Here is a 25871-nt window from a genome sequence, read left to right on the forward strand (position 1 = left end):
TGTTGATCGTTTGCGGTCAGTAGCTGCTGCGCACCGCCGCAATAAGCCTTTGCACCATCCCCGAAGGGGAGACGCGCGTGACCGATTGGGGGTGCGGCACCTGCCGCAGGTCGATCGGCTCGGACGCCGCATAGAGGACGAGGCCGGCCAAGGTGGCGAAGCTCATGCCCGAATGCGCCTCCGGCATGCCGATCAGGCCGCGCGGGCGGCCGACGCGGACGGCGCGGCCCAGCACGCTCTGCGCATAATCGGCAATGCCCTTCAGCTCGGCGCCACCGCCGGTGAGGACGAGACGGCGCGCGATCGGGCCGGTGAACCCCAGCGCCTTCAACGCCTCCTCGATCGCGGCGAACCAATGTTCCAGACGCTGGCGGATCACGGCGATCAGCTGGGCGCGGCTGATGCGGAGCGGCTCGGCGCCATCCGGACCGCCGGCCACCTCGATCATCTCGTGATTGTCGCGTGGGGAGGTCTGGGCCGAGCCGTGGAAACATTTGAGCCGTTCCGCCTGCGCGCGGCGCATGCCGAAGGTGGAGGCGATATCGTCGGTGATCTCGCCCGCCCCGATCGGCAGCGAGGACAGGCCGACCAGCAGCCCGCCCGCGAACAGCGACACGTTGGTGACGCCCGCGCCCAGTTCGACCAGGGCGACACCAAGTTCACGCTCCTCTTCGCTCAGGCAGGCCATGGCGGTGGCGATGGGCGATGCCACGATCGACTTCACCGCGAGGTGAGCGGAGCGCACGCACAGATCCAGATTGCGCACCGGCGACGGATCGGCCGAGACGACGTGGATGTCCACGCCCAGTTTCTCGGCATGGAGACCAAGCGGCTGGCGCACGCCGTTCAGGCCATCCAACGTGTAGAGCGCGGGCTGGGCATGGAGGACGAGCCGGCCTTCCGGATCGATCGAGTTGCGGCCGGCGCCCAGCAGCTCATCGATGTCGCGCTGCTCGATCCGCTGGCCTCCCAGCGCGACTTCGACTGACGCGACATCGCTGTAGAGGCCGCCGGCGGAGAAGCTGACCCACACTTCCTCGATATTGGTGCGCGCGATCCGTTCCGCCTGCTCGACCGCTTCGCGTACCGCATGTTCGGTTCGCTCCATGTCGGCGATGAAGCCATGCTTCACGCCGCGGCTCTCGCGCTGGCCGGTGCCCAGCACCTGCAGGCCGCCTTCGACCGGTTGCGCGATCAGGGCGGCCACCTTGGAGGAGCCGATATCGACTGCGGTGATCAGGCCGTCCGTACGGGGTGGTGCCATCGTCTATATGCTCTCGCTCACGCCTGCGTCGCGGCCGGCGGCACGGGATCTGTAATCTTCGTTCCGGGATCGCGCGAGGTGCGGATCACCATTTGTTTCGGATCGCGCATGTCGATGCGGACATAGCCCTGGCCGAGCAGGCGCGCTTCCTGATCCTTCTTCACGAACGTGGCCAGCGCCTGCCGGGCGGCGGCATCGCCCTCCGGCAGCGACAAGGTCTCGCCCGACTGGAAGCGCAGATCCCAGCGACGATTGCCCACCCAGGTCGCGCCATCGATCAGCTGCTTCAACGGGGCCTGGCTGGCGATCAGTTCGTGGAGCGCGTTGATATGGCCTTCCACGCCCTCACCGATCACGAGCGGCAGCTGGACCGGCATGGTGTGCGGTTCGACCGGGGCGAGGATATTGCCCTCCGCATCGATCAACGACAGCTGCTGGTTGCGCTGAAGCACGGCGGCGGGCACGCGTTCGACCAGATCGATCGCCAGCGTATCGGGCAACCTGCGCGACACGCGCGCATCGGCAATCCAGCCGAGCTGCAGCAATTGCTGGCGGACCTGCTGCAGATCGACCAGCGGCATATCCTGCCCGTGCGCTTCCGAGACGATCCGGTAGACGGTGTCGCGATCGACCTGTTTCAGCCCGGTGAGCTGGATATTGCGGACGACGAAGCCCATGTCGCCGAGCCCGTGCGCCGCGGCCAGCCCGACCATCTGGGGAATGCCCATGGCGATCACGCCGCCGATCAGCGCAGCGACCACGAACAACGCCAGCGTCCAGTTGCGGATCTTGCGGACCAAGCCTTCCGGCAGCGGGATGCGCGGCAACTCGCTGGTCTTCGCGGGCGGACGGCGCCGCGCCGGCTTGGCCGAACGCGCGGCCGGGCTGCGACTGCTCCGCGTCGTCACCTGGGCGCGCGCACGGCTCACGCCAGCGCCTCGTCGATGATTTCCTGAACCAGCTGCTCATAGGTCATGCCGACCAGCTTCGCCTGTTCGGGAACCAGGCTCAAGGGCGTCATGCCGGGCTGCGTGTTGACCTCGAGCAGATAGAGGCCGTCGACGCCCTGTTCGTCGTCCCAGCGGAAGTCCGAACGGGACGTGCCCTTGCAGCCGAGTAGGCGGTGGGCATCGAGCGCCATCTGCAGGCAGGCTTGCGCAATGTCGTCCGGGATATCGGCCGGGCAGACATGCTCGGTCATGCCGTCCGTATATTTGGCATCGTAATCGTAGAAGCCGCTCTTCGGGCGCAATTCGGTGACGCCAAGCGCGCGTTCGCCGACGACCGCCGTGGTCAGCTCGCGGCCCTTGATGAAGGGTTCGGCGAGCAGCTGATCGAAATGCGCCCAGGGGCCCTCGACATCGCGGCCGATCGGGCTGCCATAATTGCTGTCGGCGGTGACGATGGCGACGCCGACCGACGAGCCTTCATTGACCGGCTTCAGCACATAGGGCCGCGCGATCGGATCGCCGTCGAACAGGCTCTGCGAGGCAACGATCTGCCCTTCCGGCATGCGGATGCCATGGGGCACGAGCTCATTCTTGGTGAGCTGTTTGTCGATCGCGATGACCGAGGTAGCGAGACCCGAATGGGTATAAGGGATGCCCATCAGGTCGAGCATGCCCTGGATCGTGCCATCTTCGCCGGGCGTCCCGTGGAGCGCGTTGAAGACGACGTCCGGCCTGGCCTCGTGCAGGCGCAGGGCGACGTCACGGCCCATATCGATGCGGGTCACGCGATGGCCGAGGCTCTCGCAAGCCTTGGCGACGCCTTCGCCCGAGACCAGGCTGACTTCGCGCTCGGCCGACCAGCCCCCCATCAGCACGGCAACGTGAAGGGTCATCGCGCGGCCCCCAGGAGCAACGGCCGCTGCGATAGGAGGGATGCTGAAACACGTTCAGCATGACGGGTGGTGGATTGGACGATCATACCGCCCTGCCCACGCGCTGGATTTCCCATTCGAGCATGATGCCGCTTTGATCCTTCACGCGACGGCGGACCTCTTCGCCCAATTGCTCGATCTGCGCCGAGCTGGCGGAGCCCAGGTTGAGCAGGAAGTTGCAATGTTTTTCGGACACCTGGGCGTCCCCGATCTGCAAGCCGCGGCACCCGGCTTCGTCGATCAGTTGCCAGGCTTTCTTGCCCTCCGGATTCTTGAAGGTGGAGCCGCCGGTACGGCTGCGCAGCGGCTGGGAGGCTTCGCGCTCGGCGGCGATACGGTCCATCTCCGCGCCGATTGCGGCCGTGTCGCCAGCAGTGCCCTCGAACAGGGCCTCGACCACCACCGCGCCCTCGGGCAGATCCGAATGGCGATAGGTGTAGCCCAGTTTCGCCGCCAGCCAGGTCTCGACGGTGCCGTCGCGCAGCACCAATGTCGCCTCGATCAGGATGTTGCTGGCGTCGCGGCCGTAGGCGCCTGCATTCATCCGCACCGCACCGCCGACCGTGCCGGGAATGCCGCGCAGGAATTCCAGCCCGGCAATGCCGGCATCGCGGGCGGCGCTGGCGACGGTGATGCCCATCGTCGCTCCGCCGGCACGGACGCGGTGGCCCGGCTCGATCGCGACTTTGGCGAAGGCCTTGGGCAGGCGCACCACCACGCCCGGAACGCCGCCGTCGCGCACGATCAAGTTGGAGCCGACGCCGACCGGCAGGACCGGCGTCGCGGGATCGAGCCCGGCCAGGAAGCTGGCGAGATCGTCCAGATCGCGCGGCCGCACCAGCCATTCGGCCGGGCCGCCGGTGCGAAACCAGATGAAGTCGGCCAGACTGCCTTGGTGCGTGGCGTCGCCGTGCAAAGGCGGCAAGGCTTCGCAGACGGTCATCGCGTCTCCTCCCCCGCAGGGGGAGAGGGACCGCCGGCGGAGCCGGTGGTGGAGGGGTTTGGCCCAGCGGTAAGGGATTTCCACTCCACCAGCCTGCGGCTGGTCCCCCGCCCCGTTCCCGGGAGGAGAAATTGGCGCGGGATCATCCGGCGCGGGCTTTGGCGATGGCGTCGGCGAGACCGGCGGCCCATTTGGTGATGTCGCCGGCGCCGAGGCAGATGATCATGTCGTCCGGCTTGGCGACCTCGGCCAGCTCGACCGCGAGCGCGTCGGCGCCGGCGATTTCCTGCGCGGCGCGGTGGCCGCGCATCTTGAGGCCCGAGACCAGGGCCGCGGCATCGACACCTTCGATCGGCTGTTCGCCGGCGGGATAGACCGGGGCGACATAGACGATGTCGGCATCGTTGAACGCGGTCTGGAATTCTTCCATCAGGTCCCGCAGCCGGGTGAAACGGTGCGGCTGCACCACCGCGATGACGCGGCCCTTCACACCTTCCCGCGCCGCCGACAAGACCGCACGGATCTCGACCGGATGGTGGCCATAATCGTCGATCACGGTCACGCCGTCGACTTCGCCGACATTGGTAAAGCGCCGCTTCACGCCGCCGAATTTGGCGAAACCGGTGCGGATCACATCATCCGGCACGCCGAGTTCCAGCGCGACGCCAATCGCGGCCAAGCTGTTTTGGACATTGTGGCGGCCCGGCATGGGCAGTTCGATCCCTTCGATCGAGCGGGTCGTGCCGTCGCGCTTGCGGACGATGCATTCATAGCGATTGCCGCCCGGAATGGGCGTGACGTTGACGCCGCGGACATCCGCCTGGGCGGAGAAACCGTAGGTCACCACGCGCCGATCGCGCACGCGCGGGATGATCGCCTGCACTTCCGGATGATCGAGGCACAGCAAGGCGGCGCCATAGAAAGGCACATTCTCAACGAACTCGACGAAGCTGTCCTTCACCTTTTCGAACGAGCCGTAATGATCGAGATGTTCAGGATCGATATTGGTCACGACCGCGATCGTGCCGTCGAGACGCAGGAAGCTGCCGTCGCTTTCATCCGCCTCGACCACCATCCAGTCGGACGCGCCCAGGCGGGCGTTGGAGCCGTAGCTGTTGATGATGCCGCCGTTGATCACGGTCGGATCGACCCCGCCCGCATCCAGCAGGGCCGCGACCATCGAGGTGGTCGTGGTCTTGCCGTGCGTGCCGGCGACCGCGACGGTCGATTTGAGGCGCATCAGTTCGGCCAGCATTTCCGCACGGCGCACGACCGGCACGCGATTTTCGAGCGCCAGCTCGACTTCCGGATTGCCGCGCTTGATCGCGGTCGAGGTGACGACCACGGCGGCATCGCCCAGATTCTCCGCCGCATGGCCGATCGCAACCGGGATGCCGCGCTTGCGCAAGCCTTCGATCACATAGCCTTCGGCGACGTCCGAGCCCTGCACCTTGTAGCCGAGATTATGCATCACCTCGGCGATGCCGGACATGCCGATCCCGCCGATCCCGATGAAGTGGATGGTGCCGATATCGGTTGCGACGCCCTTCATGCCAGCGCTCCTCCCCGAGCTTGCTCGGGGAGGGGGACCAGCCGCAGGCTGGTGGAGGGGAAAAGCCCGCCCTCCCGGATTTCCTCTCCACCGTTGCCGCGCAACGGTCCCCCTCCCCGTTCCGGGGAGGAGAGTTTGGCGTTGCCGATGGCGAGACCCTTGGCGGCCTTGGCGGCGGCAGGCTTGCGGGCGCCGACCGCATCCACCACCGGCGCGCGGCCAAAGCCTTCGATCAGGTCGGCCAGATCCTCGGTCGCATTAGGGCGGCCGCATGCTTTGGCATGGGCGGCGGCCGAGATCAGGGCTTCGGGATCGCCGGCGAGGCTGACGATTTCGGATGCGAGCCGTTCAGGGGTGAATTGCGCCTGCGCGATGGCGCGGGCACCGCCTTCTACCGCCATCTCATGCGCATTGGCAGTCTGATGATCGTCCATCGCGCTCGGCAGCGGCACCAGGATGGCGGGGCGGCCGGCGACGGTCAGTTCGGCGATGGTGGAGGCGCCGGCACGGGCGATGACAAGATGCGAAGCGGCAAGCACGGAGGGCAGATCTTCCAGATAGGTGGTGAGTTCGGCGACGATATGAAGCCGCTGATATTCGGCGCGAACCGTCTCGATATCCTCAGGCCGGCATTGTTGCACGACCTTCAGGCGGGTGCGCAGCGCGTCCGGGAGCAGGCCCAAGCCCGCGGGCACGACACTGGACAGGATGGTTGCCCCCTGGCTGCCGCCGGTCACGAGCAGGTTCAGAGGCAGATCCTCGCCGTAAGCGGGGAAGCGGGCGCGGCCGATCGCCTTCACTTCCTCGCGCACCGGATTGCCGACGAGGAAGGTCTTGATGGCGTAATTGGGCTTGAGCCGCTGAACCTCCGGATAGGCCGTGGCGATCGCATCGACCCGGCGGGCGAGCAGCCGGTTTACCCGGCCAAGCACGGCATTCTGTTCGTGGACCGCGGTGGCGACGCCCGTATCGAGCGCGGCCAGCAAGGCGGGAAGCGCGGGATAGCCGCCAAAGCCGACCACGGCTGTGGGACGCAAATCCCGGTAGAGCCGCCGCGCCATGGCGCGTCCGGCGCGGATGCCGGCCCATGCCTTCAGCCAGCCCAACGGGCCGCCCGCCACCCGGCCGGCCGGCATGACATGGGTTTCGATATCGTCGAACAAACCGGGGATGCGCTTGCCGCGCTCATCGGTGACCAGCGCGACCCGATGGCCGCGGCGCGCCAGTTCGCGCCCCAGTGCGTGCGCGGGGACCATATGACCGCCGGTACCACCGGCGGCGAGAACGAAGTGGCGACGAATGGTCATGTCTTGGCGCTCTGGCCTCCCCAGGTCACGACGTAAGGCGAGCGCATCAGGTACGGATTCTTCCGCGTGAAGGCGAGCAAAAGCCCGAAGCCGATCGACAGCGCGATCATCGACGAGCCGCCATAGGAAATGAACGGCAGGGTCATGCCCTTGGACGGCGCCAGGTGAACGTTGACGAGCATGTTGATCAGCGCCTGCAGCCCGAACTGGGTGACGAGGCCGGCGCTGGCGAAGAACAGGAACCTGTTTTCCTCATGCAGCAGCTTGACGAAGGTGCGCACGACGATGGCAAGGAAGATGAGCGCGATGGCAAGACAGGCGATCAGGCCGAACTCCTCGCCGATCACCGAGAAGATATAGTCGGTATGCGGCTCCGGCAGGCCGAACTTCATCGTGCCCGCGCCCGGCCCGGTGCCGATCAACCCGCCATGGGTGATGGTGCGGAAGGCCGACACCATCTGATAATCGTCGACCTGCTTCGACGCGTCGCCGATCTTGAGGAAGGCATTGATGCGCATCGTCGCAACCGGATAGAACAGATAGGCCATGATGATGGCGCCGATGCCTGCCCCACCGAGCGCGCCCAGCCACTTCATCGGTACGCCCGACAGCGTCAGCAGGACGAGCCAGACCGAGACGAAGATGACCGCTTCGCCAAAATCCGGCTGCTTCATCAGGAAAACGGTGATCGCGGCGAGCAGGATGAAGCTGAGCGGCACGACCGGCAGCTTGGCGTCCTTTTCCTGCAGCGAGAGCAGCCAGGCGACCGACACGACGAACAGCGGCTTGAGGAATTCGGACGGCTGGATCTGCAACGGCCCGAGGAAGATCCAGCGTTGCGCGCCGTTGATCTGCGCACCGCCCAGGATCGGCACCATCACCAGCATCAGCATGAAAACCACCGCGCCGGCCAGCGCCAGCCGCCGCGCCATGACCTGCGGCAGCATCGAGACACCGATCATCACCGGCACGCCCAGGCAGGTCCACACCAGCTGGCGCCAGAAATAATAACGCGCCGGCATGATATGGGTCGCGTCCGAATATCGTTGCGCCGCAGCCGGGGCGGCGGCCGCCACCGCGATCAGGCCGATGCCGATCAGCAGGGTGACGAGCAGCAGCAGGACGCGGTCGATCTCCCAGAACCAGGTGCCGAGCGCCGAGCGGTCGCCACGGCCGAAGCGCTCGCCGCGCCGTCGCGCGCGGGCGCGCCGCCGCAATTCCGCCTTGTCGATCCCTGGTGCCGCGCTAGCCATCAGAGTGCCCCCGCCGGTAAGCGTTTCCGTTCGGTTCGAGCAGCATCGAGCGAAGTCGAGATGCGCCCGTCGAGAACTAGCGGTACGACTTCTCGACTACGGTTCTCGACTGCGCTCGAACCTTCGCTCGAAGCGAACGGTGTGTAGGTCATAAAGCCCCCACCGCGGCGCGGAAGGCTTCGCCCCGCGCTTCGAAATCGGTAAACTGATCAAACGAGGCGCAGGCGGGTGACAGCATCACCACCTCACCCGGCTGCGCGGCCGCGGCCGCATCCTGGACCGCCTGCGCGAGCGTAATGCTTTCCGTCACCGGCTTGCCGGCGGCGCGCAAGATGTTCGCGAACATCGGCCCGGCCTGGCCGATCGTATAACCGGCGAGCACATGCCCGAAATAAGGCGCGCAATCGTCGAGATCGTCGGTCTTGGGCAGGCCACCCAGGATCCAGTGGATCTTCGGATAGGCCGCCAGCGCCGGCGCGGTCGCGGTGGCGTTGGTCGCCTTGCTGTCGTTGACGTACAGCACCCCTCCCTTCTCAGCCACGCGCTCCATACGGTGGGGTAGGCCTGGATAGGTGGCGAGACCACGCTCGATCTGATCGTCGTTAAGCCCAAGCGCCTTGCACGTCTCAATAGCAATGATAGCGTTTTGCGCATTGTGCGGACCCTGCAGAGAAGGCCAGCGGGATTGATCGCTGATCGCGGTGGAGGCGACTTCCACAAGACTCCCTAAGGTGCGCGAAGCGATCGCCCGCGTCTGATCGTCCTCGGTGGCGATGACCGCGATGTGCGCTGCCGACTGCATACCGAACAGCCGCTCCTTCGACGCCGCATAACCTGCGAAGCCGTCATAGCGATCAAGATGATCGGGCGTGATGTTGGTCAGGACGGCGACGTCGCAATCGAGGCTGAAGGTCAGGTCGATCTGGTAGCTGGACAGTTCCAGCACATAGACGCCGCCCTGCGGCAGCGGATCCTGGCTGAGGATGGGCAGGCCGATATTGCCGCCCATCAGGGTCGGCACAGCTGCCGTTCGCAGGATGTGGTGAATGAGCGCGGTGGTGGTCGACTTGCCGTTGGTGCCGGTGATGCCGATCACCTTGTGCGGCGGCAGGCTGGGCCTTGCGAGCGCGAACAGTTCGATGTCGCCAATGACGGGCACGCCCGCCGCGCGTGCCTTCGCCGCGATCGGATGCTTGTTGAGCGGTACGCCCGGCGACACGACGACGCCGTCGAAGCCGGCCAGATCGATTTCGAGGGGATCGGCGAAGGTAAGGGAATTCCCCTCCACCGCGCTTTGCGCGCCCCCCCTCGCCGTTCCGGGGAGGAGAGCGTTGCGGGCTTCTTCGCGGCTGTCCCAGGCGGTCACGTCGGCGCCGCTCCCCAGCAAGGCTTCGACCACGGCTATGCCGGAACGGGCGAGGCCGAGGACGGCGTAGCGTTTGCCGCGGAAGACGGGACTTGTGATCACCGCAGCTTGAGGGTCGCGAGACCGGCGAGCGCGAGGATGAAGCTGACGATCCAGAAGCGGATCACGACAGTCGGTTCGCTCCAGCCGATCTGTTCGAAGTGATGGTGGATCGGTGCCATCCGGAAGATGCGCTTCCCGGTGCGCTTGAAGAAGAAGACCTGCAGGATAACCGACACGGCTTCGACCACGAACAGGCCGCCGACGATCCCCAGCACGATCTCATGATGGGTGGAGACCGCGATCGCGCCGAGCGCGCCGCCCAAGGCGAGGCTGCCGGTATCGCCCATGAAGACGGCAGCGGGCGGCGCGTTGAACCACAAGAAGGCCAGCCCCGCACCGATGATTGCGGCGGTCAGCAACACCAGATCGCCCGCACCGGGCACGTGCGGGATGCCGAGATAGGCGGCGAACTTGGCGTTGCCGACAAGATAGGCGATGACGAAAAAGGCGAGGCTGGCGATGATCACCGGCATGGTCGCGAGCCCATCCAAGCCGTCCGTCAGGTTCACCGCATTGCCGAAGGCCACCATCGTGAAGGCGGCGAAAAGCACGTAGAAGGGCCCGAGATCGATAACCGGGCCATTGTAGAAGGGCAGATAGAGCGTCGTATCGTTGCCGGACACGATGATCCAGGCGGCGACGCCGGCGACCACGAACTCCATCAGCAGGCGGACCTTGCCCGACACGCCCTTGTGGCTGCGCTTCGTGACCTTGTCATAATCATCGAGGAAACCGATCAGACCGAAGCCCAGCGTCACCAGCAGGCAGGCCCAGACATAGCGGTTGTTGAGGTTCATCCACAGCAGCATCGAGACCGTGACCGAGGTCAGGATCATCAGCCCGCCCATGGTGGGGGTGCCGACCTTGGCGAGGTGGGTCTGCGGACCGTCGCTGCGGATCGGCTGCCCCTTGCCCTGGCGAATGCGTAACCAGCCGATGAAACGGGGGCCGATGATCAGGCCCAGGAACAGCGACGTCAGCGCCGCCGCACCCGCCCGAAAGGTGATGTAGCGGATGAGGTTGAGCACGTGGGGGAAGCCGAGATGCTCGGCGAGAAGATACAGCATAAATCCTAACCCCCGGCCAAAGCGTCGACGACGCCGGCGAGCCCGACCGAGTTCGATCCCTTGATGAGAACCGCGTCGCCCGGTGCGATCAGGCTGGAAGCCTGCGCGGCGGCGGCAGCGGCGTCAGGCACATGGACCAAATCGATCCGCCCCTCAAGCGCCCGTGCCAAGGGTTTCATCTCGGGACCGACGAGCAGTGCCAGTCCGACGCCCGCCGCCGTGATCGGCTCGGCAAGTTCCGCATGATGGCGCTCTTCCTCCGGCCCGAGCTCCCGCATCGCCCCGAGGATGACGATCTTGCGCCCGCGCTCCTGCCCGAGCATCGCCAGAGTGGCGCGCATGGAGGCGGGATTGGCGTTATAGCTTTCGTCGATCAGCAGCGCGTCACCGCCGTCGAGCGGGATCGTCATGCGCCGGCCCCGGCCGGCGAGACCGTTCAGATCGGCCATGGCGAGCCCGGCGGCAGCCAGATCGCCGCCCGCGGCTTCCACGACCGCCAGGACGGCCAGCGCATTGGTCACCCAATGATCGCCCGGCAAGGCGACGGTGAAGCCAAGCTCCGCATTGCGCAGCCTTGCCTGGACGAACGTACCGCGCGGGCCGGCCTTGCCCTCGCGCGCGTAGATGTCGGCGGCCGGATCGCGTCCGAATGTCACAATCTGGCCGGCGAATTTTTCCGCCGCTGCGATGAGGCGGTCGCGATGCACATTGTCATAGGGGATGATCGCGATACCGCCCGGTTCCAGCCCCTCGAAGATCTCGGCCTTCGCATCCGCGATCGCCTCTTCATTGGGGAAGAAGGCGCCATGCGCGAGCGCAACCGTCGTGACGAGCGCGACATGGGGACGGACGAGATGCGTGAGCGCGCGCAGCTCGCCGGCATGGTTCATGCCCATTTCGAACACGCCGAAGCGCGTATCCCGCGGCATGCGCGACAGGCTGAGCGGCACGCCGACATGATTGTTATAGCTTTTGAGCGATCGGTGGGCGTGGCCCGGCACGGCGCGGTCGAACGCGGCGAACAGCGCCTCCTTCACGCTCGTCTTGCCGACCGAGCCGGTCACGCCGATCACCTTGCCTGTGGTGCGGGCGCGGGAGGCGGCACCGAGCGCGTCGAGCGCGGCCGTCGTATCGGGTACGAGCACATGCGGCCCCTCGACCGGTTGCGACACCAAGACCCCGGCCGCCCCCTGTCCGCGCGCCTGCGCGACGAAGCGGTGACCGTCTGTGCTATCGCCCTTGAGGGCGATGAACAGATCGCCCGGGCCGACTTCACGCGAATCGAAGGCGACGCCATTGACGTCGAACGGAGCCGACGCCGTACCGCCGGTGGCGGCGGCGATTTCCGTGGAGGCCCAGAGCGTGTTCATCGTGCCATCCAGCCCCGTTCGTGCTGAGCGAAGTCGAAGCACGTGACTAGAGGCGCGCAGCAGCGTCCTTCGACTTCGCTCAGGACGGACGGTTGAATTGCAACGCTCATCCCGCGCACTCCCGCGCGACCTGGACATCGTCGAACGGCAGGACTCGGTCGCCGACGATCTGGCCCTGTTCGTGCCCCTTGCCGGCGAGCAATATGATGTCGTTGCTGCCTGCCTCGGCGATCGCGGCAGCGATGGCGTCGCGCCGGCCGTCGATCTCGACCGCGCCGGGCGCCCCGGCGAGCACTTCGCGACGGATGAAGGCCGGATCCTCGGAGCGGGGGTTGTCGTCGGTGACGATGACGTGATCGGCGAGACGGGTGGCGACGTCGCCCATCAGCGGGCGTTTGCCGCGATCGCGATCGCCACCCGCGCCGAACAGCACGATCAGCCGCCCGGCCGTATGCGGCCGCAAGGCCTGGATCGCGGCCTCGAGGCCGTCGGGCGTGTGGGCATAATCAACATAGATCGGCGCACCCGCGCGGCTGATTGCCGCGCGTTCAAGCCGTCCGCGAACCGGCTGCACCCGCGCCAGCCGTGCGAGAATGTCGGCCAATTCGCCGCCAGTCGCGAGCACCAGACCCGCCGCAGTCAAAGCATTGGCAGCCTGATAGGCGCCGATCAGGGGCAGTTTGACACTGTGGGTCTTGCCGTCCGCTTCGAGCGTCAGCGTCTGCCCCAACTGGGTCGGCTGGCGCTCCACGATCCGGATCGACTCTCCCCGGGTGCCAAGGGAGATCAGGCGCAGCCCGCGCTCGCGCGCGATCTCGGCGACCCGGGTCGAGGCCGGATCGTCCATCCAGACGACCGCCGCGCCATCGCCTGCGACCACCTCACTGAACAGGCGCAGCTTTGCCTCTAGATAGGCTTCCATCGTGCCGTGATAATCGAGATGATCGCGCGACAGATTGGTGAAGGCGGCCGCCTGGACGGGCAAACCTTCGGTGCGGAATTGCGACAGGCCGTGGCTCGACGCCTCGAACGCGGCGTGCGTCACGCCCTCCCGGCGCAGGCCGGCCATGTTCGACAGGAATGTCGCGATATCGGGCGTGGTAAGGCCGGTGGACACGGAATCGTCGGCGGTGGTGACGCCGAGCGTACCGATCGAAGCGGCGTGAAAGCCCGCCATGCGCCACAACTGGCGCGTAAGTTCGACGGTCGAGGTCTTGCCGTTGGTTCCGGTGACCGCAACGACATGATCCGGGAAAGGCGCGAAGAATTTGGCCGCGGCATGAGCAAACGCGCGCCGTGGTTCGGCATCGGCGACATGGATCGCGCCTTCCACCACTGCTTCGGGCCGCGCGTAGACCGCCACCGCGCCGGCGGCGATCGCATTCGGGATATAATCCTCGCCGTTGACGAGCGTGCCCCGGAAGGCGCCGAACACCGTTCCCGGCGCCACCTTGCGGCTATCGATGGCGAAGCCCGTGACGCGCGTGTCTACGCCGGTGCGCGCATCGCCGAGGATCTCATTCAAGAACATTCTTACCGGGCACCTTCTTCTCGGCCAGCAACGCCATCAGCTCGGACACATCGATGTCCTTATCCAGTTCAGGTCTGATGCCAAGCAATGGGCCGACGCGGGCGGTGATGCGGCGCATCAGCGGCGCGGTCATCCAGCCTGCCGTCTTGAACCCTGCCGTCTGCTTGCTGCCCTTGGCGTCATCCAGAATCGTGACCACCGCATAACGCGGATTGTCCATCGGGAAGGCACCGGCGAATACCGTGATATTGGCGCTCTTGCTATAGCCGCGACCGACCACCTTCTCCGCCGTGCCGGTCTTGCCGCCGACGCGCAGGCCGGCCGCGTTCGCGTTGGTGCCCGTGCCCTGGAGCACCACCAGGCGCATGAACTGACGCATGCGCGCACTTGTCGCCTCCGAGATCACGCGCTTGCCCGGAACCTGCGCGTTGGGCGGCAGCTTGAGCAAGGTGGCCGGCCGCAGGATGCCGCCATTGGCAAGCGCGGAATAGGCCACCGCCAGATGAAGCGGCGTCACCGCGATACCGTGGCCATAGGCCGTCGTCATCACCGTCGTACGGGCCCAGTAAGAGGGGAATTGCGGCATGCCGCGCTCGCGCAGCTCGATCGGGATGCGGCGATCCATGCCGAGCAGGCGGAAGAAGGCCTTGGTCCGCTCCGGCCCGAGCTCGTCGGCAATCTGGGCGGTGCCGATGTTGGACGAATAGGTCATCACCTCCGGCACGGTCAGCGCACGGTGCATGGGCTCGTCGTCGTGGATCGTGTGGCCGCCAACATGGAGCGGGGAGGAGACGTCGAACTTCTGCGACATATCCGTCAGCACGCCCGACTGGATGGCGTTGGCGAAGGTCAGCATCTTGAAGGTCGAACCCAGCTCATAGGTCGACTGGGTGACCTTGTTCGACATGTTGGCCTGGTCACGCAGCGGCGCGTTGGGGTTGATGTCCGGCAGCGAAGCCATGGCCAGCACTTCGCCGGTATGCACGTCCAGGATCACGCCCGCGCCGCCGACGGCCTGTGTCTCGACCATGCGCTTGGAGATCTCGCTTTCGAGAGCGGCCTGAACGCGGGTGTCGATCGAAAGCGTGATCGATTTCCCAGCCTTCAGATCATTGTCGAAATAGCGTTCGATCCCGATGCCGGTGAGCTCCTGCTTGTGAGTGCGCGGATTTTCCACCTCCTGCGAATAGCCGAGGACATGACCCGCCATCGCGGATTGCGGGAAGAGCCGATGGGATTCGCTCAGCAGGAGCAGGCCCGGATCGCCCAAGGCATGCACCGCCGCGGCCAATTCGGGCGGCGCCGGCTGGCGCAGATACAGGAATTTGCGCTTGCCGAAGAGGATGCGGCGATAATCCAGCACCGACTTTTCCGGCATGAGCTGGTTGAGCTTCACCGCCAGCGCGTTCTTGTCGCCCAGGATCTTCTGCGGATTGACCGCAACCGCCCACAATTTGATCGTCGTCGCCAGCGGCTGGCCGTTGCGATCCAGGATCTCTCCCCGCTGCGCATTCTGCGCGCCGCCATTGTTGCCGTCCGATCCGGTGAAGAGGCAGATCTGCACCAGGCGCAGGCCGATGATGGCCGTCACCAGCATGAACATCAGCATGATGCCCATCAGGCGCTGCTGGGCGACCTGCATCGGCGTGCCCGGCGCGGCCGGCTCACGCAATCCAACCCGCACGGCGCGATCCAGGCGCAGTCCCGCGGGCGCGTTCACCGCTCTGCCTTGGCGTTATCCCTGGACCCCTTCGCCTCGCGTGCCGCCAAAACGCTGATATCGGCGGGCAGAAGCGACTTGGGCGACTGAAACGCGACCTTTACCACAGGGGCCGGCGCAGGCCGGGCAACCGGCTTGTTGGGCTGAAACGAGGCCTTGGCGATCAACGGCGCCGTCGTCGGGCCCGCAGGCGCCGGCCCCAGCCGATCGGGAACAGGGCGGATATAGGTGGCCGTGCGCAGCAACGGCTGCGCGGGTGCGAGTTCGGGCGTGTGCGGCGCGGGCGCCGCGGATGGCATCGCCGGCGCCGGCGCAGCGGCCGGAGGTGCATAAGCGACGCGGGTCACGTCACCCTGCTGGCGTACGATCGCGGGATCCAGCTGCAACGCCGGCTGGCCCTTGCGCCCGTAGAGGCTGGCAAGCTGCACGCCGCTGGAGACGAACTGGCTCGGGCGCGGCGCCTGCAGCGCCAGCACTTCGGAATTCCACCGCTCCAGCTGCCCCATGCGGCCACGCACACCGATTTCGGTATGCAGCTTCGCAATCTCATCCTGCGTCTGCGCGATCTGGCGATCCACCTTGAGCAGACCGGCGCGTTCGGAGGCCACCGACTGCGACACCAGATAACAGCACAGGGCCGCAGCGGCGACGCCGGCGACCTGCCACACCGCGCTTAGACGCGTCGCGACGATCATGACGCATGACCTTTCATCGCCCAGGGGCTGGCCGCGGTGCGCCGGGCGACGCGCAACGTGGCGGAACGGGAACGGGGATTGCGGGCAAGCTCCGCCTCACTGGCACGGACCGGCTTGGCGACCGCTTCGAAGCTGGGCGTACGCGTCGCGACCTCGGGCAGGTGGCGCGAGCCGGCGGCCGTACCGCTACGCTCTTTCAGGAAGCGTTTGACGATACGATCCTCAAGGCTGTGGAACGAGACCACCGCGAGCCGGCCGCCGGGCGCCAGCGCCTGTTCGGCTGCGGCAAGGCCGTCTTCCAGCTCACCCAGCTCCCGGTTGACGTGAATGCGGATGGCCTGGAAGGTGCGGGTCGCCGGATCCTTCTTGTCATGCTCGCGATAGCCAAGCGCGCGGCGGACCACCGCCGCCAGTTCGGACGTCCGCGTGATCGGGCGCGCGGCGACGATGAAGCGGGCAACCCGGCGCGACTGGCGTTCTTCGCCCAAATGGAACAGCACGTCGGCGATTTCGTCCTCGTCCGCTTCATTGACGAAATCGGCAGCGCTCATGCCCGACCGACCCATGCGCATGTCGAGCGGCCCGTCGGCCTGGAAGGAAAAGCCGCGATCGGCGCGATCCAGCTGCATCGACGAGACGCCGACATCGAAAGTCACTCCGTCGACCGTGTCGATCCCCCGCTCGGCCAGCGCCGAACCCAGCCGCGAGAAGACGTCCGGCACGAGCTCCAGCCGGCCCTCGCTGGCCGTCACCAGGGCTTGGCCCTCGGCAACGGCATCGGGATCACGATCAAAGGCGATCACGTGCACGCCCGCATCCAGAAGCGCACGGCTATAGCCGCCCGCGCCGAACGTGCCGTCGACATGGGTTTCGCCCGGCTGCGGGCTCAGCCCGGCCATCACCTCATCGAGCAAGACCGGAATGTGCGGTGCCGGGGCGGTCATGACGCGCTCCGCTCTTCCAGGTACATGTCGAGCATCTCGAGCACGACGGGATTGTCGGCGAAGCCGATCCGGGCGTTTTCCGGGCTCCAGATCTCGAAATAATCCTCCATGCCGACGAAGAAGGCGAGCTCGCCGATCTTACCGAGCTTTCGCAGGATCGGCGAAAGCACCATGCGGCCCGCGCCATCGAACGTCACCGGGGTCAGAGCGGTCAGTTCGTTGCGGCGCACGCCTTCATGGGCTTCGCGGCGGGCGGCCGCGGGCAGATCGGCGACGCTGTCCCGCAATTCGGCGGACAGGTCGCGCAGGCCGATCGCATCATAAGCGCGCAGGCGATCACGCTTGGGATGCGGGGCGATCATCAATTCCTTGTCGGCGTCCTTGCCGCCGTCATCCTTGGCGCGTCGATCGATCTGCGAGCGGAAGGCAGCAGGCACAGACACGCGTCCCTTCGCGTCGACCGCGTTCAGGGCATGCCCAACAAAGAATGTCTCCCTGACCAAGTGTTTCGTTCCGCCCTGCTGCCGCGGAAGTGACGCGCCCCGTCCGTCCGTCGGTTCGGCGCCGCGACGCAGTTCGTGCGCCACCTTGCCGGATGAACGTGGATTAGCATGGGTTGCTTATGGGTATCAATACCACTGTATGGGGAGAACTGTGTATGCCGTGGTTGTATCGATTCCGTAATGACACGTGAAATTGGCGCGAAACTGCCGTTTCCCGCAGAGCGAAGCCTGTGGATAAAAATGTGGGGCGAAATTTAGCGGTAGGTGGGTGTTTTGGCGCGACTCAATGCGTCGGCGCCGCCGGTTTCACCGGCGCAGGCTCTGCCTTCGTGTCGGGCGGGGTGTTGCCGGGCGCCACCCCCAGCTCCGCCAGCGGCTCGCTTGGCGCGGCATCGTTGGTGGCGGCCTGGCCACGCGACGTGCCGCGATCCGGTCCGGCGACATGCAGGAAGGTGGTGGCGAGCATGACCAGCAGGAACACCCAGGCCAGCCCGATCAGGCCGATGCGCACACGGTGCATACCGCTTCTCCCGCGACGCGCTTAAGGGCCCTCATCGCCACAGAATAGGGATGCGCCCGCCGCTTGGAAACCTTTGTTAGCGCCGTAACCAATCCGGCGCGTGCAGGCCCTTGGCCCGCAGCCATGCCGGATTGAAGATCGTTGACAGGTAGCGCATCCCGGAATCGCACAGGATGGTAACGATCGTATGGCCCGGCCCCATCTCCCGCGCGAGTGCCATCGCGCCGGCGACGTTGATGCCGGACGAGAGACCCAGGCAAAGCCCCTCCTGCTTCAGCAAAGCGAAGAGCTGTTCGAGCCCGGCCTCGTCCGAAATCCGGAATTGGGTGTCGACCGGCGCGCTTTCCAGATTGGCGGTGACGCGGCTCTGGCCGATGCCCTCGGACACCGAGGATCCTTCGGCGCGCAGCTCGCCATGGGCATAATATTCGTAGAGCGAGGCACCGTGCGGATCCGTCAGACCAATGACGATATCATCGCGCTGCTCCTTCAAGCCCAGGCCGACACCGGCCAAGGTGCCGCCGGTCCCGACCGCGCAGGTGAAGCCGTCGACCCGCCCCTCCGTCTGGGCCCAGATTTCCGGTGCGGTCGTACGGATGTGGGCAAGGCGGTTCGCGATATTGTCGAACTGGTTCGACCATAAGGCGCCCGGCGTTTCTTCCGCAATGCGGCGAGACGTGTGCACATAATGGGCGGGGTTGGAATAGGAGGTCGGCGCGACCTCGATCAGTTCGGCCCCGAGCGCACGCAGCGTATCCTTCTTCTCCTGGCTCTGCGTTTCGGGGATGACGATGGTGGTGCGATAGCCTTTGGCATTGCCGATCAGCGCCAGCCCGATTCCGGTATTGCCGGCCGTCCCCTCCACGATCAGCCCGCCCGGCTGGAGCGTGCCGTTGGCTTCGGCATCCTCAATGATGAACAGAGCGGCACGGTCCTTCACCGACCCGCCGGGGTTCATGAATTCGCACTTGCCGTAAATCTCGCAACCGGTGGCTTCGCTGGGACCGGCCAAGCGAACCAACGGCGTATTGCCGACCAGAGCCGGCACATTTCGAGCGATAATTGTCATAAACAGCCGATAGGCAAGGGCTTGGAACGGAGCAAGCAAGCTTCGATTTCAGCGGACAAGGCAACGCTTCGGCGCATCCCCGAAATTCGAACTTCAGAAAGAGCGTCAACACTCTTGACGTATATCCCGCAACTGCGAAAGAAAGATCCGCTATGAACCATCCCATGCTCCGCGCTCTGCCGCTCGCCGCCCTGTTCCTTCTCGCCGCTTGCGATACCAAGCCAACCACGATCGTGGCTGGCGGTCCGGCGGATCCCACCGCCAACGAAATCGCGAATGCGCCCCCGGTGAAGCTGCCGCCGGCGATGCTGGCCAGCAAGTCCTATCGCTGCAAGGACAACACCATCGTCTATGTCGATTGGTTCAACGACAATACGACCGCCAATCTGCGCCTGAAGGAAAAGACCGCCGATCCGATCGCGCTGGCCGCGCCGAGCGCCGGTGCGCCCTATACCGGTGGCGACTATACCCTGACCGGCGACGCCAAGGCCTCGTCCGTCACGCTCGCCAAGGGCGGCGCAAGCCAGACCTGCGAGGGCTGATTTTCCCCACAATCCATTTTTCGAGGCCGGCGGGACCATCCTGCCGGCCTTTTTCTTTGGACGATGCGCCAGGCTTCGCTATCGGCTCGCGACATGAGCGAGATCACGCCTGCCATCGTCGCCGAACACGGCCTGTCCCCCGAAGAATATGAGCGCGTCCTGCATGCGCTCGGCCGCGAGCCGAACCTGACCGAGCTCGGGATCTTTTCGGTCATGTGGTCGGAGCATTGCAGCTACAAATCGTCGCGGCTGCATCTGAAGAAGCTGCCCACCACCGGCCCACAGGTGATCTGCGGCCCGGGCGAGAATGCGGGCGTCGTCGATATCGGCGACGGTCAGGCCGCCATCTTCAAGATGGAGAGCCACAACCACCCCTCCTACATCGAACCCTATCAGGGCGCGGCGACGGGTGTCGGCGGCATATTGCGGGACGTCTTCACGATGGGCGCACGCCCGGTCGCGAACCTCAACGCGCTCCGCTTCGGGCGGCCGGATCATCCCAAGATGCGTCACCTGATCGCGGGCGTCGTCCACGGGATCGGCGGCTATGGCAATTGCGTGGGCGTGCCGACCGTCGGTGGCGAGGTGAACTTCCACGCCGCCTATGACGGCAATATCCTGTTCAACGCGATGACGGTGTGCGTCGCGGAAACCGACAGGATCTTTTATTCGGCCGCTTCCGGTGTCGGCAATCCGATCGTCTACGTCGGTTCGAAGACCGGCCGCGACGGCATCCATGGCGCGACCATGGCGTCCGCGGATTTCGGCGAGGATTCCGAAGAGAAGCGCCCGACCGTGCAGGTCGGCGATCCCTTCACCGAAAAGCTGCTGATCGAAGCCTGCCTGGAACTGATGGCGTCCGATGCCATCGTGGCGATCCAGGATATGGGCGCTGCGGGCCTCACCTCCTCCAGCGTCGAAATGGCATCGAAGGGTGGCGTCGGGATCGAGCTCGATATGAATGCGGTGCCGTGTCGCGAGACCGGCATGACGCCCTATGAGATGATGCTGAGCGAGAGCCAGGAGCGCATGCTGATGGTGCTCAAGCCCGGCCGCGAGGATTTCGCCGAAGCGATCTTCCGCAAGTGGGAGCTCGACTTCGCCGTGATCGGCCATGTCACCGATACCGGCCGGATGGTGCTGACCTTCAACGGCGAGACGGTCTGCGACATTCCGCTGGAGCCACTGGCGGATGAGGCGCCCTGTTATGATCGGCCGCATGAAAAGACCGACGTGCCCACCCTCCCCGCCGACCTGCCAGACAGCAGTGACGTGGCTGCCGATCTGCGCAAGCTGATGGCCTCACCCGATCTCGCCTCGCGGCGCTGGATCTGGGAGCAATATGACCACATGGTCGGCGGCGATACAGTGCAGCGGCCGGGCGGCGACGCCGCCGTCGTTCGCGTCCACGGGACGGACAAGGGGCTGGCGGTCAGCACCGATTGCACACCGCGTTATTGCTATGCCGATCCGTTCGAGGGCGGCAAGCAGGCGGTGGCGGAATGCTGGCGCAACCTGACCGCGGTCGGCGCCAAGCCGCTCGCCACCACGGACTGCATGAATTTCGGCAACCCGCAGCGGCCCGAGATCATGGGCCAGTTCGTCGGCTGTATCGAAGGTATGGCCGAGGCGTGCACCGCACTCGACTTCCCGATCGTGAGCGGCAACGTCTCGCTCTATAACGAGACCAAGAATGACGATGGTAGCGGCAGCGCCATCCTGCCGACGCCGGCGATCGGCGGGATCGGCCTGCTGGCGGACTGGAAGCGATCGGTCGGCATCGGCTTTCGCGAACGCGGCGACATCATCCTGCTGGTGGGCGCCCGCAAGGGCCATCTCGGCCAGTCCCTGTGGCTGCGCGAGTTGCATGGGTTGGACGGTCGCGATGCCGGCCCGCCGCCGCCGGTGGATCTCGCGGCGGAACGCAAGACCGGCGACTATATCCGCGCCGGGATCGAGCAAGGCTGGATCACCGCCTGCCATGACGTGTCAGACGGCGGCGTCGCCGTCGCGATCGCGGAAATGGCGCTGGCGGGCAATTGCGGCGCGTTGATCGACGGGCCGACGCCGTTTGGACTGGCGGGTTCCTACTTCGCCGAGGATCAGGGGCTCTATCTCGTCACGGTGCACGATCCGGCGCTGCTGGGTTTCCTCGCGGGCGCCAACGCCAATGGGATCGAGGCCGAACCGATCGGCCGCACGATCGCCAACCGGATCATCTTCGAAACCGAAGGCGGCGATCATTGCGTGACGTTGACGGACCTGCGCAGCGCCCATGAAGATTTCTTCCCCAAGCTGATGGGCGCCGACGCCGCTTTGGCGTGAGGGATCCCAGCCGTATCGATAAGGCGCTGAGGTTCCGGCAAATCCCCTCCACCATCCTGCGGATGGTCCCCCTCCCCGTTCCGGGGAGGAGAGGGAATTCTCCTCCCCGAGCTTGCTCGGGGAGGGGGACCATGCGAAGCATGGTGGAGGGGAATGAGCACTTGTTGCATTGAGGGCACCGAGGGCGACAAGCCGTCGCCCCGATGTGGGCCGCGGCAGGCGCTAGCTTGAACAAAGACCGCATCCTCGCCCTCGACGTGATCCGCGGCTTCGCAGTGTGCGGCATCCTGATCATGAACATCGTGTCGATGGGCATGCCGACATACGCTTATGTCGATCCGCGCTTCTATGGCGGCGCGCATGGAGCTGATCTGGCGGCCTGGGCGAGCGCCTATATTCTAGCGGACGGCAAGATGCGCGCGCTGTTCACTATGCTGTTCGGCGCGTCGCTATTATTGATCACCGATGCGGCGGAGGATCGCACGCCGGGGCCGGCGCGCATCCATTATGCGCGCATCTTCTGGCTGTTCGTCTTCGGCATGCTGCATGCCTGGTTCGTCTGGTATGGCGACATCCTGGTGGAATATGCGATCTGTGGGGCAATCGCCTTCATCGGCCGGACCTGGACGGCGAGCGCGCTCGCCTTCACGGCGATCTGCCTGATCGGCTATGACGGCGTGCAAAGCCTGATCCAATGGCATGACGTGAACCTGCTCCAGACGCTCGCGACCGGCCCCAACCCGCCCCTGGACGCCGTCAGGGAATGGAACAAGGTGCTGGCCCAGGTCGTGCCGAACCCCGCCGCCATCGCCCACGAAATCCAGCTTTATCGCGGCAGCTTCGCCGACGTGTTCGCCGCGCGCGCGCCGACCACGGGCCTGTTCCAGTTCCAGATCGTGCCGGCGACCTTGCCGGGTACGCTGGGATTCGTTTTCCTAGGCATGCTGCTTTACCGGCTGGGCTTCTGGACGGGGCAATGGTCGCATCGCGCCTATCGACAGATCGTGGTCGCCGGCGTGGCCGCGCTGCTGCTCTACATACCGTTGACAGGATCGATCATCGCGCACGACTTCGACCCCGCTTTCCTGCCGCTCGCCGACGTCCTCACGCTGATGCTGCGTCCGTTCGTGGCGCTGGGCTATGCCGCGCTTCTGATCCTTGCCCTGCGCGCGGGCGCCGCGCGGGAGCTGATGGACCGGCTGGGGGCCGCGGGCCGGATGGCCTTTTCCAATTATCTGCTGACGAGTCTGGTCATGACGACGATCTTCTATGGCTACGGCCTGGGCTGGTTCGGCAGCCTCTCGCGTGCCCAGCTCTATTGGCTGGTGGCCGGACAATGGGCGCTGATGCTGCTGTGGAGCCGGCCCTGGTTGCGGCGCTTTCACTACGGTCCGTTCGAATGGGCCTGGCGCAGCCTGTCGCGCGGACAGCTCGTTCCGTTTCGCAGAGCTATTGCGAGTTAGTCGCAGTATCGCTAGATGAGCTCCCCAAGGAGTCGTCGATGGTCGTCTGCCACTGCAATGCGATTCGTGAACGCGAAGTACGGGAGGCGGCGCGGTCCGGCGCGCAATGCCCCTATAGCGCTTATGCCGCGCTGGGCCGGCGGCCCCGCTGCGGGCAATGCATTCCCTTTGCACGCGAATTGATTGCAGAAGAGCAGCAGGCCGCGGCCTGACCTTCGCTGTCGCGATTTTCTGAGAACGACTCGCGCGAGTCGTTTGCACTTCGTTTTCGCCCCTTCCCTGGTTTAAGCGGCGTCATCATCGCCATCGGGGAGTTGCGCCATGAAGGGCGACGACAAGGTCATCGAATATCTGAACGCCGCGCTCAAGAATGAGCTGACTGCGATCAACCAATATTGGCTGCATTACCGTCTGCTCGATCATTGGGGCATCGAACGGTTGGCCGATTACGAAAAGCATGAATCGATCGACGAGATGAAGCATGCCGACTGGCTGTCGGAGCGCATCCTGTTCCTCGACGGCCTGCCCAATTTCCAGATGCTGGGCCGCCTGCGCATCGGCGAGACGGTTGAGGAAGTGCTGCGATCCGACCTCGCCCTGGAAGGCGATGCCATCCCCCTGCTGCGCGACGCCATCGCCCATTGCGAAGAGGTGCGCGACTATGTGTCACGCGATCTGTTCCGCCGCATCCTCGACAATGAGGAAGAGCATGTCGATTTCCTGGAACGCCAGTTCGACATGATCGAGCGCATGGGCATCCACAATTATGTGCAGTTGCAGTCGCGGCCCGCGCCGGAAAGCTGAGTTCGCTTTAGCTGCGGGCGACGACGAAGCCGCCGTCGCGTTCCTGCAGGGACCATCCCTGCGTGGCCGCCAAAGCGGCGATCTCCGCCGGTGCGGCCGGATCGTCCGCCAAGATGTCGACCCGGCTGGCGCTGCGCATGGCGCGCGCCAGCCGTAGCACCGGCCACGGACAGCGCATGCCGCGCGCATCGACCAGCATGCTTACGCTGCCCCGAACGGGTTCTTGGGCGCGCGCACCGTCAGACGCACCGGCACGCCGCCAAAGCCAAGCTCGCGGCGGATGCCATTGATCAGATAACGGCGGTAGCTTTCCGGCAATTGATCGACACGCGTGCCGAACAGAATGAAGGTCGGCGGTCGCGTGCGGGCCTGCGTGAGGTAGCGCAGCTTGATCCGCCGCCCGCCCGGCGCCGGAGGCGGATTGGCCTCGATCGCCCGTTCGAACCAACGATTGAGTTCGCCGGTGCCGATGCGGCGCGACCAAGCGTCCCGGATCTCGAACGCGGCTTCCAGCAGCTGATCGATGCCGCGACCGCTGAAGCCGGAGACGGTGATCAACGGCAGGCCCTTGACCTGCGACAGACCCTCATCGAGCGCGGCGCGGATGCCCTGGAACAACGCAGGCGCATTTTCCGCAACGTCCCATTTGCTGACCGCGACGATCAGGGCGCGGCCTTCATCGATCACCTGGCTGGCGATGCGCAGATCCTGCGCCTCCAAGCCGCGGGTCGCGTCCAGCAGCAGCACCACGACTTCGGCAAAGTCGATCGCGCGCTGGGTATCGGCAGCGGACAGGCGTTCCAGCTTGTCTTCCACCTTGGCGCGGCGGCGGAGACCCGCCGTGTCGATCAGGCGGACCGGATGTGCGCCGCCTTCCTTGTCCTTCCACTCCCACTCGATGGCGATGGAGTCGCGCGTGATGCCGGCCTCGGGTCCGGTGATCATCCGCTCCTCACCCAGCATCTTGTTAACGAGCGTGGATTTGCCAGCATTGGGACGGCCGACGATGGCGAGCTTCAGCGGCCCCTGCCGGCCGTCCTCCCCGTCATCCTCCTCATCGGCATATTCCTCTTCGGCTTTTTCGATATGCGGGCGCAGAGCCTCGAACAGATCGACCAGGCCCTCGCCATGTTCGGCCGAGAACGGGATCGGTTCGCCCAGGCCCAGCGCGTAGGCTTCGAGCAAGCCGCTCTCGCCGGCTTTGCCCTCCGCCTTGTTGCCGATCAGGATGACCGGCGTGTCGCTATTGCGCAGCCAGCGCGCAATTTCCTCATCCAAGGGCACGACGCCGGCGCGCGCGTCAAACAGGAACAGCGCGGCATCGGCCTCGTCCACCGCGGCCTGGGTCTGCATCCGCATCCGCCCGGGCAGGCTCTGCGGATCCTCATCCTCGAACCCGGCCGTATCGACGATGCGGAAATCAAGGCCGAGCAGGCTCGCCTCGCCCTCGCGCCGATCGCGGGTGACGCCAGGCCGATCGTCGACAAGCGCCAGCTTCTTGCCGACGAGGCGGTTGAACAGGGTCGACTTGCCGACATTGGGTCGGCCGATAATGGCAACGATAGGAAGTGGCATGGAGCGCCTTCTAGGGTCCGGACCCGCCATTTACGAGTCCGGACGTCCGACAGGGTTCCCGCCGCGTTCGGCGA

The 25871-nt window shown here is 65.7% G+C and carries 24 protein-coding genes; 5 read left to right on the forward strand and 19 right to left on the reverse strand.

Going from position 1 to position 25871, the window contains the following annotated elements; all coding sequences use genetic code 11:
* Positions 1 to 16: 16 nt before the first annotated feature.
* The 17 genes from ftsA to ACOJSI_RS02505 form a co-directional block, all read right to left on the reverse strand.
* Positions 17 to 1264 carry a cell division protein FtsA gene (ftsA, locus tag ACOJSI_RS02425; RefSeq protein WP_420136666.1) on the reverse strand — a complete coding sequence of 416 codons (1248 nt, stop codon included), beginning with the start codon at positions 1262 to 1264 and terminating at the stop codon, positions 17 to 19.
* 17 nt (positions 1265 to 1281) lie between these two features.
* On the reverse strand, positions 1282 to 2193 hold the full coding sequence (locus tag ACOJSI_RS02430) for a cell division protein FtsQ/DivIB (RefSeq protein WP_420136667.1): 912 nt from the start codon (positions 2191 to 2193) through the stop codon (positions 1282 to 1284).
* Positions 2190 to 3107, reverse strand: a complete 918-nt coding sequence (locus ACOJSI_RS02435; protein WP_420136668.1) for a D-alanine--D-alanine ligase — start codon at positions 3105 to 3107, stop codon at positions 2190 to 2192. Before ACOJSI_RS02435 ends, ACOJSI_RS02430 begins: the two co-directional genes overlap by 4 nt.
* 82 nt (positions 3108 to 3189) lie before the next feature.
* Positions 3190 to 4089, reverse strand: a complete 900-nt coding sequence (gene murB / locus ACOJSI_RS02440) for a UDP-N-acetylmuramate dehydrogenase (RefSeq protein ID WP_420136669.1) — start codon at positions 4087 to 4089, stop codon at positions 3190 to 3192.
* A 142-nt stretch (positions 4090 to 4231) separates the two neighbouring features.
* Positions 4232 to 5641: a UDP-N-acetylmuramate--L-alanine ligase gene (gene murC, locus ACOJSI_RS02445; RefSeq protein WP_420136670.1), complete on the reverse strand. Its 1410-nt coding sequence runs from the start codon at positions 5639 to 5641 to the stop codon at positions 4232 to 4234.
* Positions 5638 to 6948: an undecaprenyldiphospho-muramoylpentapeptide beta-N-acetylglucosaminyltransferase gene (murG, locus tag ACOJSI_RS02450; protein ID WP_420136671.1), complete on the reverse strand. Its 1311-nt coding sequence runs from the start codon at positions 6946 to 6948 to the stop codon at positions 5638 to 5640. The genes murC and murG overlap by 4 nt, the downstream gene beginning before the upstream one ends.
* A complete protein-coding gene (locus ACOJSI_RS02455; RefSeq protein WP_420136672.1) occupies positions 6945 to 8201 on the reverse strand; it encodes a peptidoglycan glycosyltransferase FtsW in 1257 nt (418 codons plus the stop codon). Before ACOJSI_RS02455 ends, murG begins: the two co-directional genes overlap by 4 nt.
* 148 nt (positions 8202 to 8349) lie before the next feature.
* The gene (murD, locus tag ACOJSI_RS02460; protein WP_420136673.1) at positions 8350 to 9669 is read right to left on the reverse strand and encodes a UDP-N-acetylmuramoyl-L-alanine--D-glutamate ligase; all 1320 of its coding nucleotides are present in this window, start codon (positions 9667 to 9669) and stop codon (positions 8350 to 8352) included.
* Positions 9666 to 10736, reverse strand: a complete 1071-nt coding sequence (gene mraY, locus ACOJSI_RS02465) for a phospho-N-acetylmuramoyl-pentapeptide-transferase (RefSeq protein ID WP_420136674.1) — start codon at positions 10734 to 10736, stop codon at positions 9666 to 9668. Before mraY ends, murD begins: the two co-directional genes overlap by 4 nt.
* A gap of 5 nt (positions 10737 to 10741) precedes the next feature.
* The gene (locus tag ACOJSI_RS02470) at positions 10742 to 12106 is read right to left on the reverse strand and encodes a UDP-N-acetylmuramoyl-tripeptide--D-alanyl-D-alanine ligase (protein ID WP_420136675.1); all 1365 of its coding nucleotides are present in this window, start codon (positions 12104 to 12106) and stop codon (positions 10742 to 10744) included.
* Between the two features lie 106 nt (positions 12107 to 12212).
* Positions 12213 to 13631 (reverse strand): UDP-N-acetylmuramoyl-L-alanyl-D-glutamate--2,6-diaminopimelate ligase, encoded by a 1419-nt coding sequence (locus ACOJSI_RS02475; protein WP_420136676.1) that lies wholly within the window; start codon positions 13629 to 13631, stop codon positions 12213 to 12215.
* Positions 13624 to 15357, reverse strand: coding sequence for a peptidoglycan D,D-transpeptidase FtsI family protein (locus ACOJSI_RS02480; RefSeq protein ID WP_420136677.1), 1734 nt, complete (start codon positions 15355 to 15357; stop codon positions 13624 to 13626). The genes ACOJSI_RS02475 and ACOJSI_RS02480 overlap by 8 nt, the downstream gene beginning before the upstream one ends.
* A complete protein-coding gene (locus tag ACOJSI_RS02485) occupies positions 15354 to 16052 on the reverse strand; it encodes a hypothetical protein (protein ID WP_420136678.1) in 699 nt (232 codons plus the stop codon). Before ACOJSI_RS02485 ends, ACOJSI_RS02480 begins: the two co-directional genes overlap by 4 nt.
* Positions 16049 to 16996, reverse strand: coding sequence for a 16S rRNA (cytosine(1402)-N(4))-methyltransferase RsmH (rsmH, locus tag ACOJSI_RS02490; protein WP_420136679.1), 948 nt, complete (start codon positions 16994 to 16996; stop codon positions 16049 to 16051). The genes ACOJSI_RS02485 and rsmH overlap by 4 nt, the downstream gene beginning before the upstream one ends.
* On the reverse strand, positions 16993 to 17439 hold the full coding sequence (locus ACOJSI_RS02495) for a hypothetical protein (RefSeq protein WP_420136680.1): 447 nt from the start codon (positions 17437 to 17439) through the stop codon (positions 16993 to 16995). The genes rsmH and ACOJSI_RS02495 overlap by 4 nt, the downstream gene beginning before the upstream one ends.
* A gap of 343 nt (positions 17440 to 17782) precedes the next feature.
* Entirely contained in the window at positions 17783 to 18019 is a 237-nt protein-coding gene (locus tag ACOJSI_RS02500) for a hypothetical protein (RefSeq protein WP_420136681.1), read from the reverse strand.
* A gap of 76 nt (positions 18020 to 18095) precedes the next feature.
* On the reverse strand, positions 18096 to 19088 hold the full coding sequence (locus ACOJSI_RS02505) for a cysteine synthase A (RefSeq protein WP_420136682.1): 993 nt from the start codon (positions 19086 to 19088) through the stop codon (positions 18096 to 18098).
* A gap of 152 nt (positions 19089 to 19240) precedes the next feature.
* Between ACOJSI_RS02505 and ACOJSI_RS02510 the strand changes: the two genes are divergently transcribed.
* The 5 genes from ACOJSI_RS02510 to bfr all read left to right on the forward strand — a co-directional run bounded on the left by ACOJSI_RS02510 (position 19241) and on the right by bfr (position 24222).
* Positions 19241 to 19630 carry a hypothetical protein gene (locus ACOJSI_RS02510; RefSeq protein ID WP_420136683.1) on the forward strand — a complete coding sequence of 130 codons (390 nt, stop codon included), beginning with the start codon at positions 19241 to 19243 and terminating at the stop codon, positions 19628 to 19630.
* 93 nt (positions 19631 to 19723) lie between these two features.
* Positions 19724 to 21955 (forward strand): phosphoribosylformylglycinamidine synthase subunit PurL, encoded by a 2232-nt coding sequence (gene purL / locus ACOJSI_RS02515; protein WP_420136684.1) that lies wholly within the window; start codon positions 19724 to 19726, stop codon positions 21953 to 21955.
* Between the two features lie 227 nt (positions 21956 to 22182).
* Positions 22183 to 23418, forward strand: a complete 1236-nt coding sequence (locus ACOJSI_RS02520) for a DUF418 domain-containing protein (RefSeq protein WP_420136685.1) — start codon at positions 22183 to 22185, stop codon at positions 23416 to 23418.
* 38 nt (positions 23419 to 23456) lie between these two features.
* Positions 23457 to 23630 carry a (2Fe-2S)-binding protein gene (locus tag ACOJSI_RS02525; protein WP_420136686.1) on the forward strand — a complete coding sequence of 58 codons (174 nt, stop codon included), beginning with the start codon at positions 23457 to 23459 and terminating at the stop codon, positions 23628 to 23630.
* A 109-nt stretch (positions 23631 to 23739) separates the two neighbouring features.
* Positions 23740 to 24222 carry a bacterioferritin gene (gene bfr, locus ACOJSI_RS02530; protein ID WP_420136687.1) on the forward strand — a complete coding sequence of 161 codons (483 nt, stop codon included), beginning with the start codon at positions 23740 to 23742 and terminating at the stop codon, positions 24220 to 24222.
* Between the two features lie 7 nt (positions 24223 to 24229).
* Here bfr and ACOJSI_RS02535 read toward each other — a convergent pair whose 3' ends face one another.
* Positions 24230 to 24421 (reverse strand): sulfurtransferase TusA family protein, encoded by a 192-nt coding sequence (locus ACOJSI_RS02535; RefSeq protein WP_420136688.1) that lies wholly within the window; start codon positions 24419 to 24421, stop codon positions 24230 to 24232.
* Positions 24422 to 24423: 2 nt separating this feature from the next.
* On the reverse strand, positions 24424 to 25797 hold the full coding sequence (der, locus tag ACOJSI_RS02540; protein ID WP_420136689.1) for a ribosome biogenesis GTPase Der: 1374 nt from the start codon (positions 25795 to 25797) through the stop codon (positions 24424 to 24426).
* Between the last annotated feature and the right edge of the window lie 74 nt (positions 25798 to 25871).

Origin of the sequence: Sphingomonas sp. (assembly GCF_048595155.1) — a bacterium.
In the GTDB taxonomy this organism is placed as follows: domain Bacteria; phylum Pseudomonadota; class Alphaproteobacteria; order Sphingomonadales; family Sphingomonadaceae; genus Sphingomonas_I.

What these genes read in the sequence shown, in the direction of transcription:
- ftsA (WP_420136666.1), bottom strand. Translation starts at nt 1,264, where the DNA reads ATGGCACCACCCCGTACGGACGGCCTGATCACCGCAGTCGATATCGGC.
- ACOJSI_RS02435 (WP_420136668.1), bottom strand. Translation starts at nt 3,107, where the DNA reads ATGACCCTTCACGTTGCCGTGCTGATGGGGGGCTGGTCGGCCGAGCGC.
- murB (WP_420136669.1), bottom strand. Translation starts at nt 4,089, where the DNA reads ATGACCGTCTGCGAAGCCTTGCCGCCTTTGCACGGCGACGCCACGCAC.
- murC (WP_420136670.1), bottom strand. Translation starts at nt 5,641, where the DNA reads ATGAAGGGCGTCGCAACCGATATCGGCACCATCCACTTCATCGGGATC.
- murG (WP_420136671.1), bottom strand. Translation starts at nt 6,948, where the DNA reads ATGACCATTCGTCGCCACTTCGTTCTCGCCGCCGGTGGTACCGGCGGT.
- ACOJSI_RS02455 (WP_420136672.1), bottom strand. Translation starts at nt 8,201, where the DNA reads ATGGCTAGCGCGGCACCAGGGATCGACAAGGCGGAATTGCGGCGGCGC.
- mraY (WP_420136674.1), bottom strand. Translation starts at nt 10,736, where the DNA reads ATGCTGTATCTTCTCGCCGAGCATCTCGGCTTCCCCCACGTGCTCAAC.
- ACOJSI_RS02470 (WP_420136675.1), bottom strand. Translation starts at nt 12,106, where the DNA reads ATGAACACGCTCTGGGCCTCCACGGAAATCGCCGCCGCCACCGGCGGT.
- ACOJSI_RS02485 (WP_420136678.1), bottom strand. Translation starts at nt 16,052, where the DNA reads ATGATCGTCGCGACGCGTCTAAGCGCGGTGTGGCAGGTCGCCGGCGTC.
- rsmH (WP_420136679.1), bottom strand. Translation starts at nt 16,996, where the DNA reads ATGACCGCCCCGGCACCGCACATTCCGGTCTTGCTCGATGAGGTGATG.
- ACOJSI_RS02500 (WP_420136681.1), bottom strand. Translation starts at nt 18,019, where the DNA reads ATGCACCGTGTGCGCATCGGCCTGATCGGGCTGGCCTGGGTGTTCCTG.
- ACOJSI_RS02505 (WP_420136682.1), bottom strand. Translation starts at nt 19,088, where the DNA reads ATGACAATTATCGCTCGAAATGTGCCGGCTCTGGTCGGCAATACGCCG.
- ACOJSI_RS02510 (WP_420136683.1), top strand. Translation starts at nt 19,241, where the DNA reads ATGAACCATCCCATGCTCCGCGCTCTGCCGCTCGCCGCCCTGTTCCTT.
- purL (WP_420136684.1), top strand. Translation starts at nt 19,724, where the DNA reads ATGAGCGAGATCACGCCTGCCATCGTCGCCGAACACGGCCTGTCCCCC.
- ACOJSI_RS02525 (WP_420136686.1), top strand. Translation starts at nt 23,457, where the DNA reads ATGGTCGTCTGCCACTGCAATGCGATTCGTGAACGCGAAGTACGGGAG.
- bfr (WP_420136687.1), top strand. Translation starts at nt 23,740, where the DNA reads ATGAAGGGCGACGACAAGGTCATCGAATATCTGAACGCCGCGCTCAAG.
- ACOJSI_RS02535 (WP_420136688.1), bottom strand. Translation starts at nt 24,421, where the DNA reads ATGCTGGTCGATGCGCGCGGCATGCGCTGTCCGTGGCCGGTGCTACGG.
- der (WP_420136689.1), bottom strand. Translation starts at nt 25,797, where the DNA reads ATGCCACTTCCTATCGTTGCCATTATCGGCCGACCCAATGTCGGCAAG.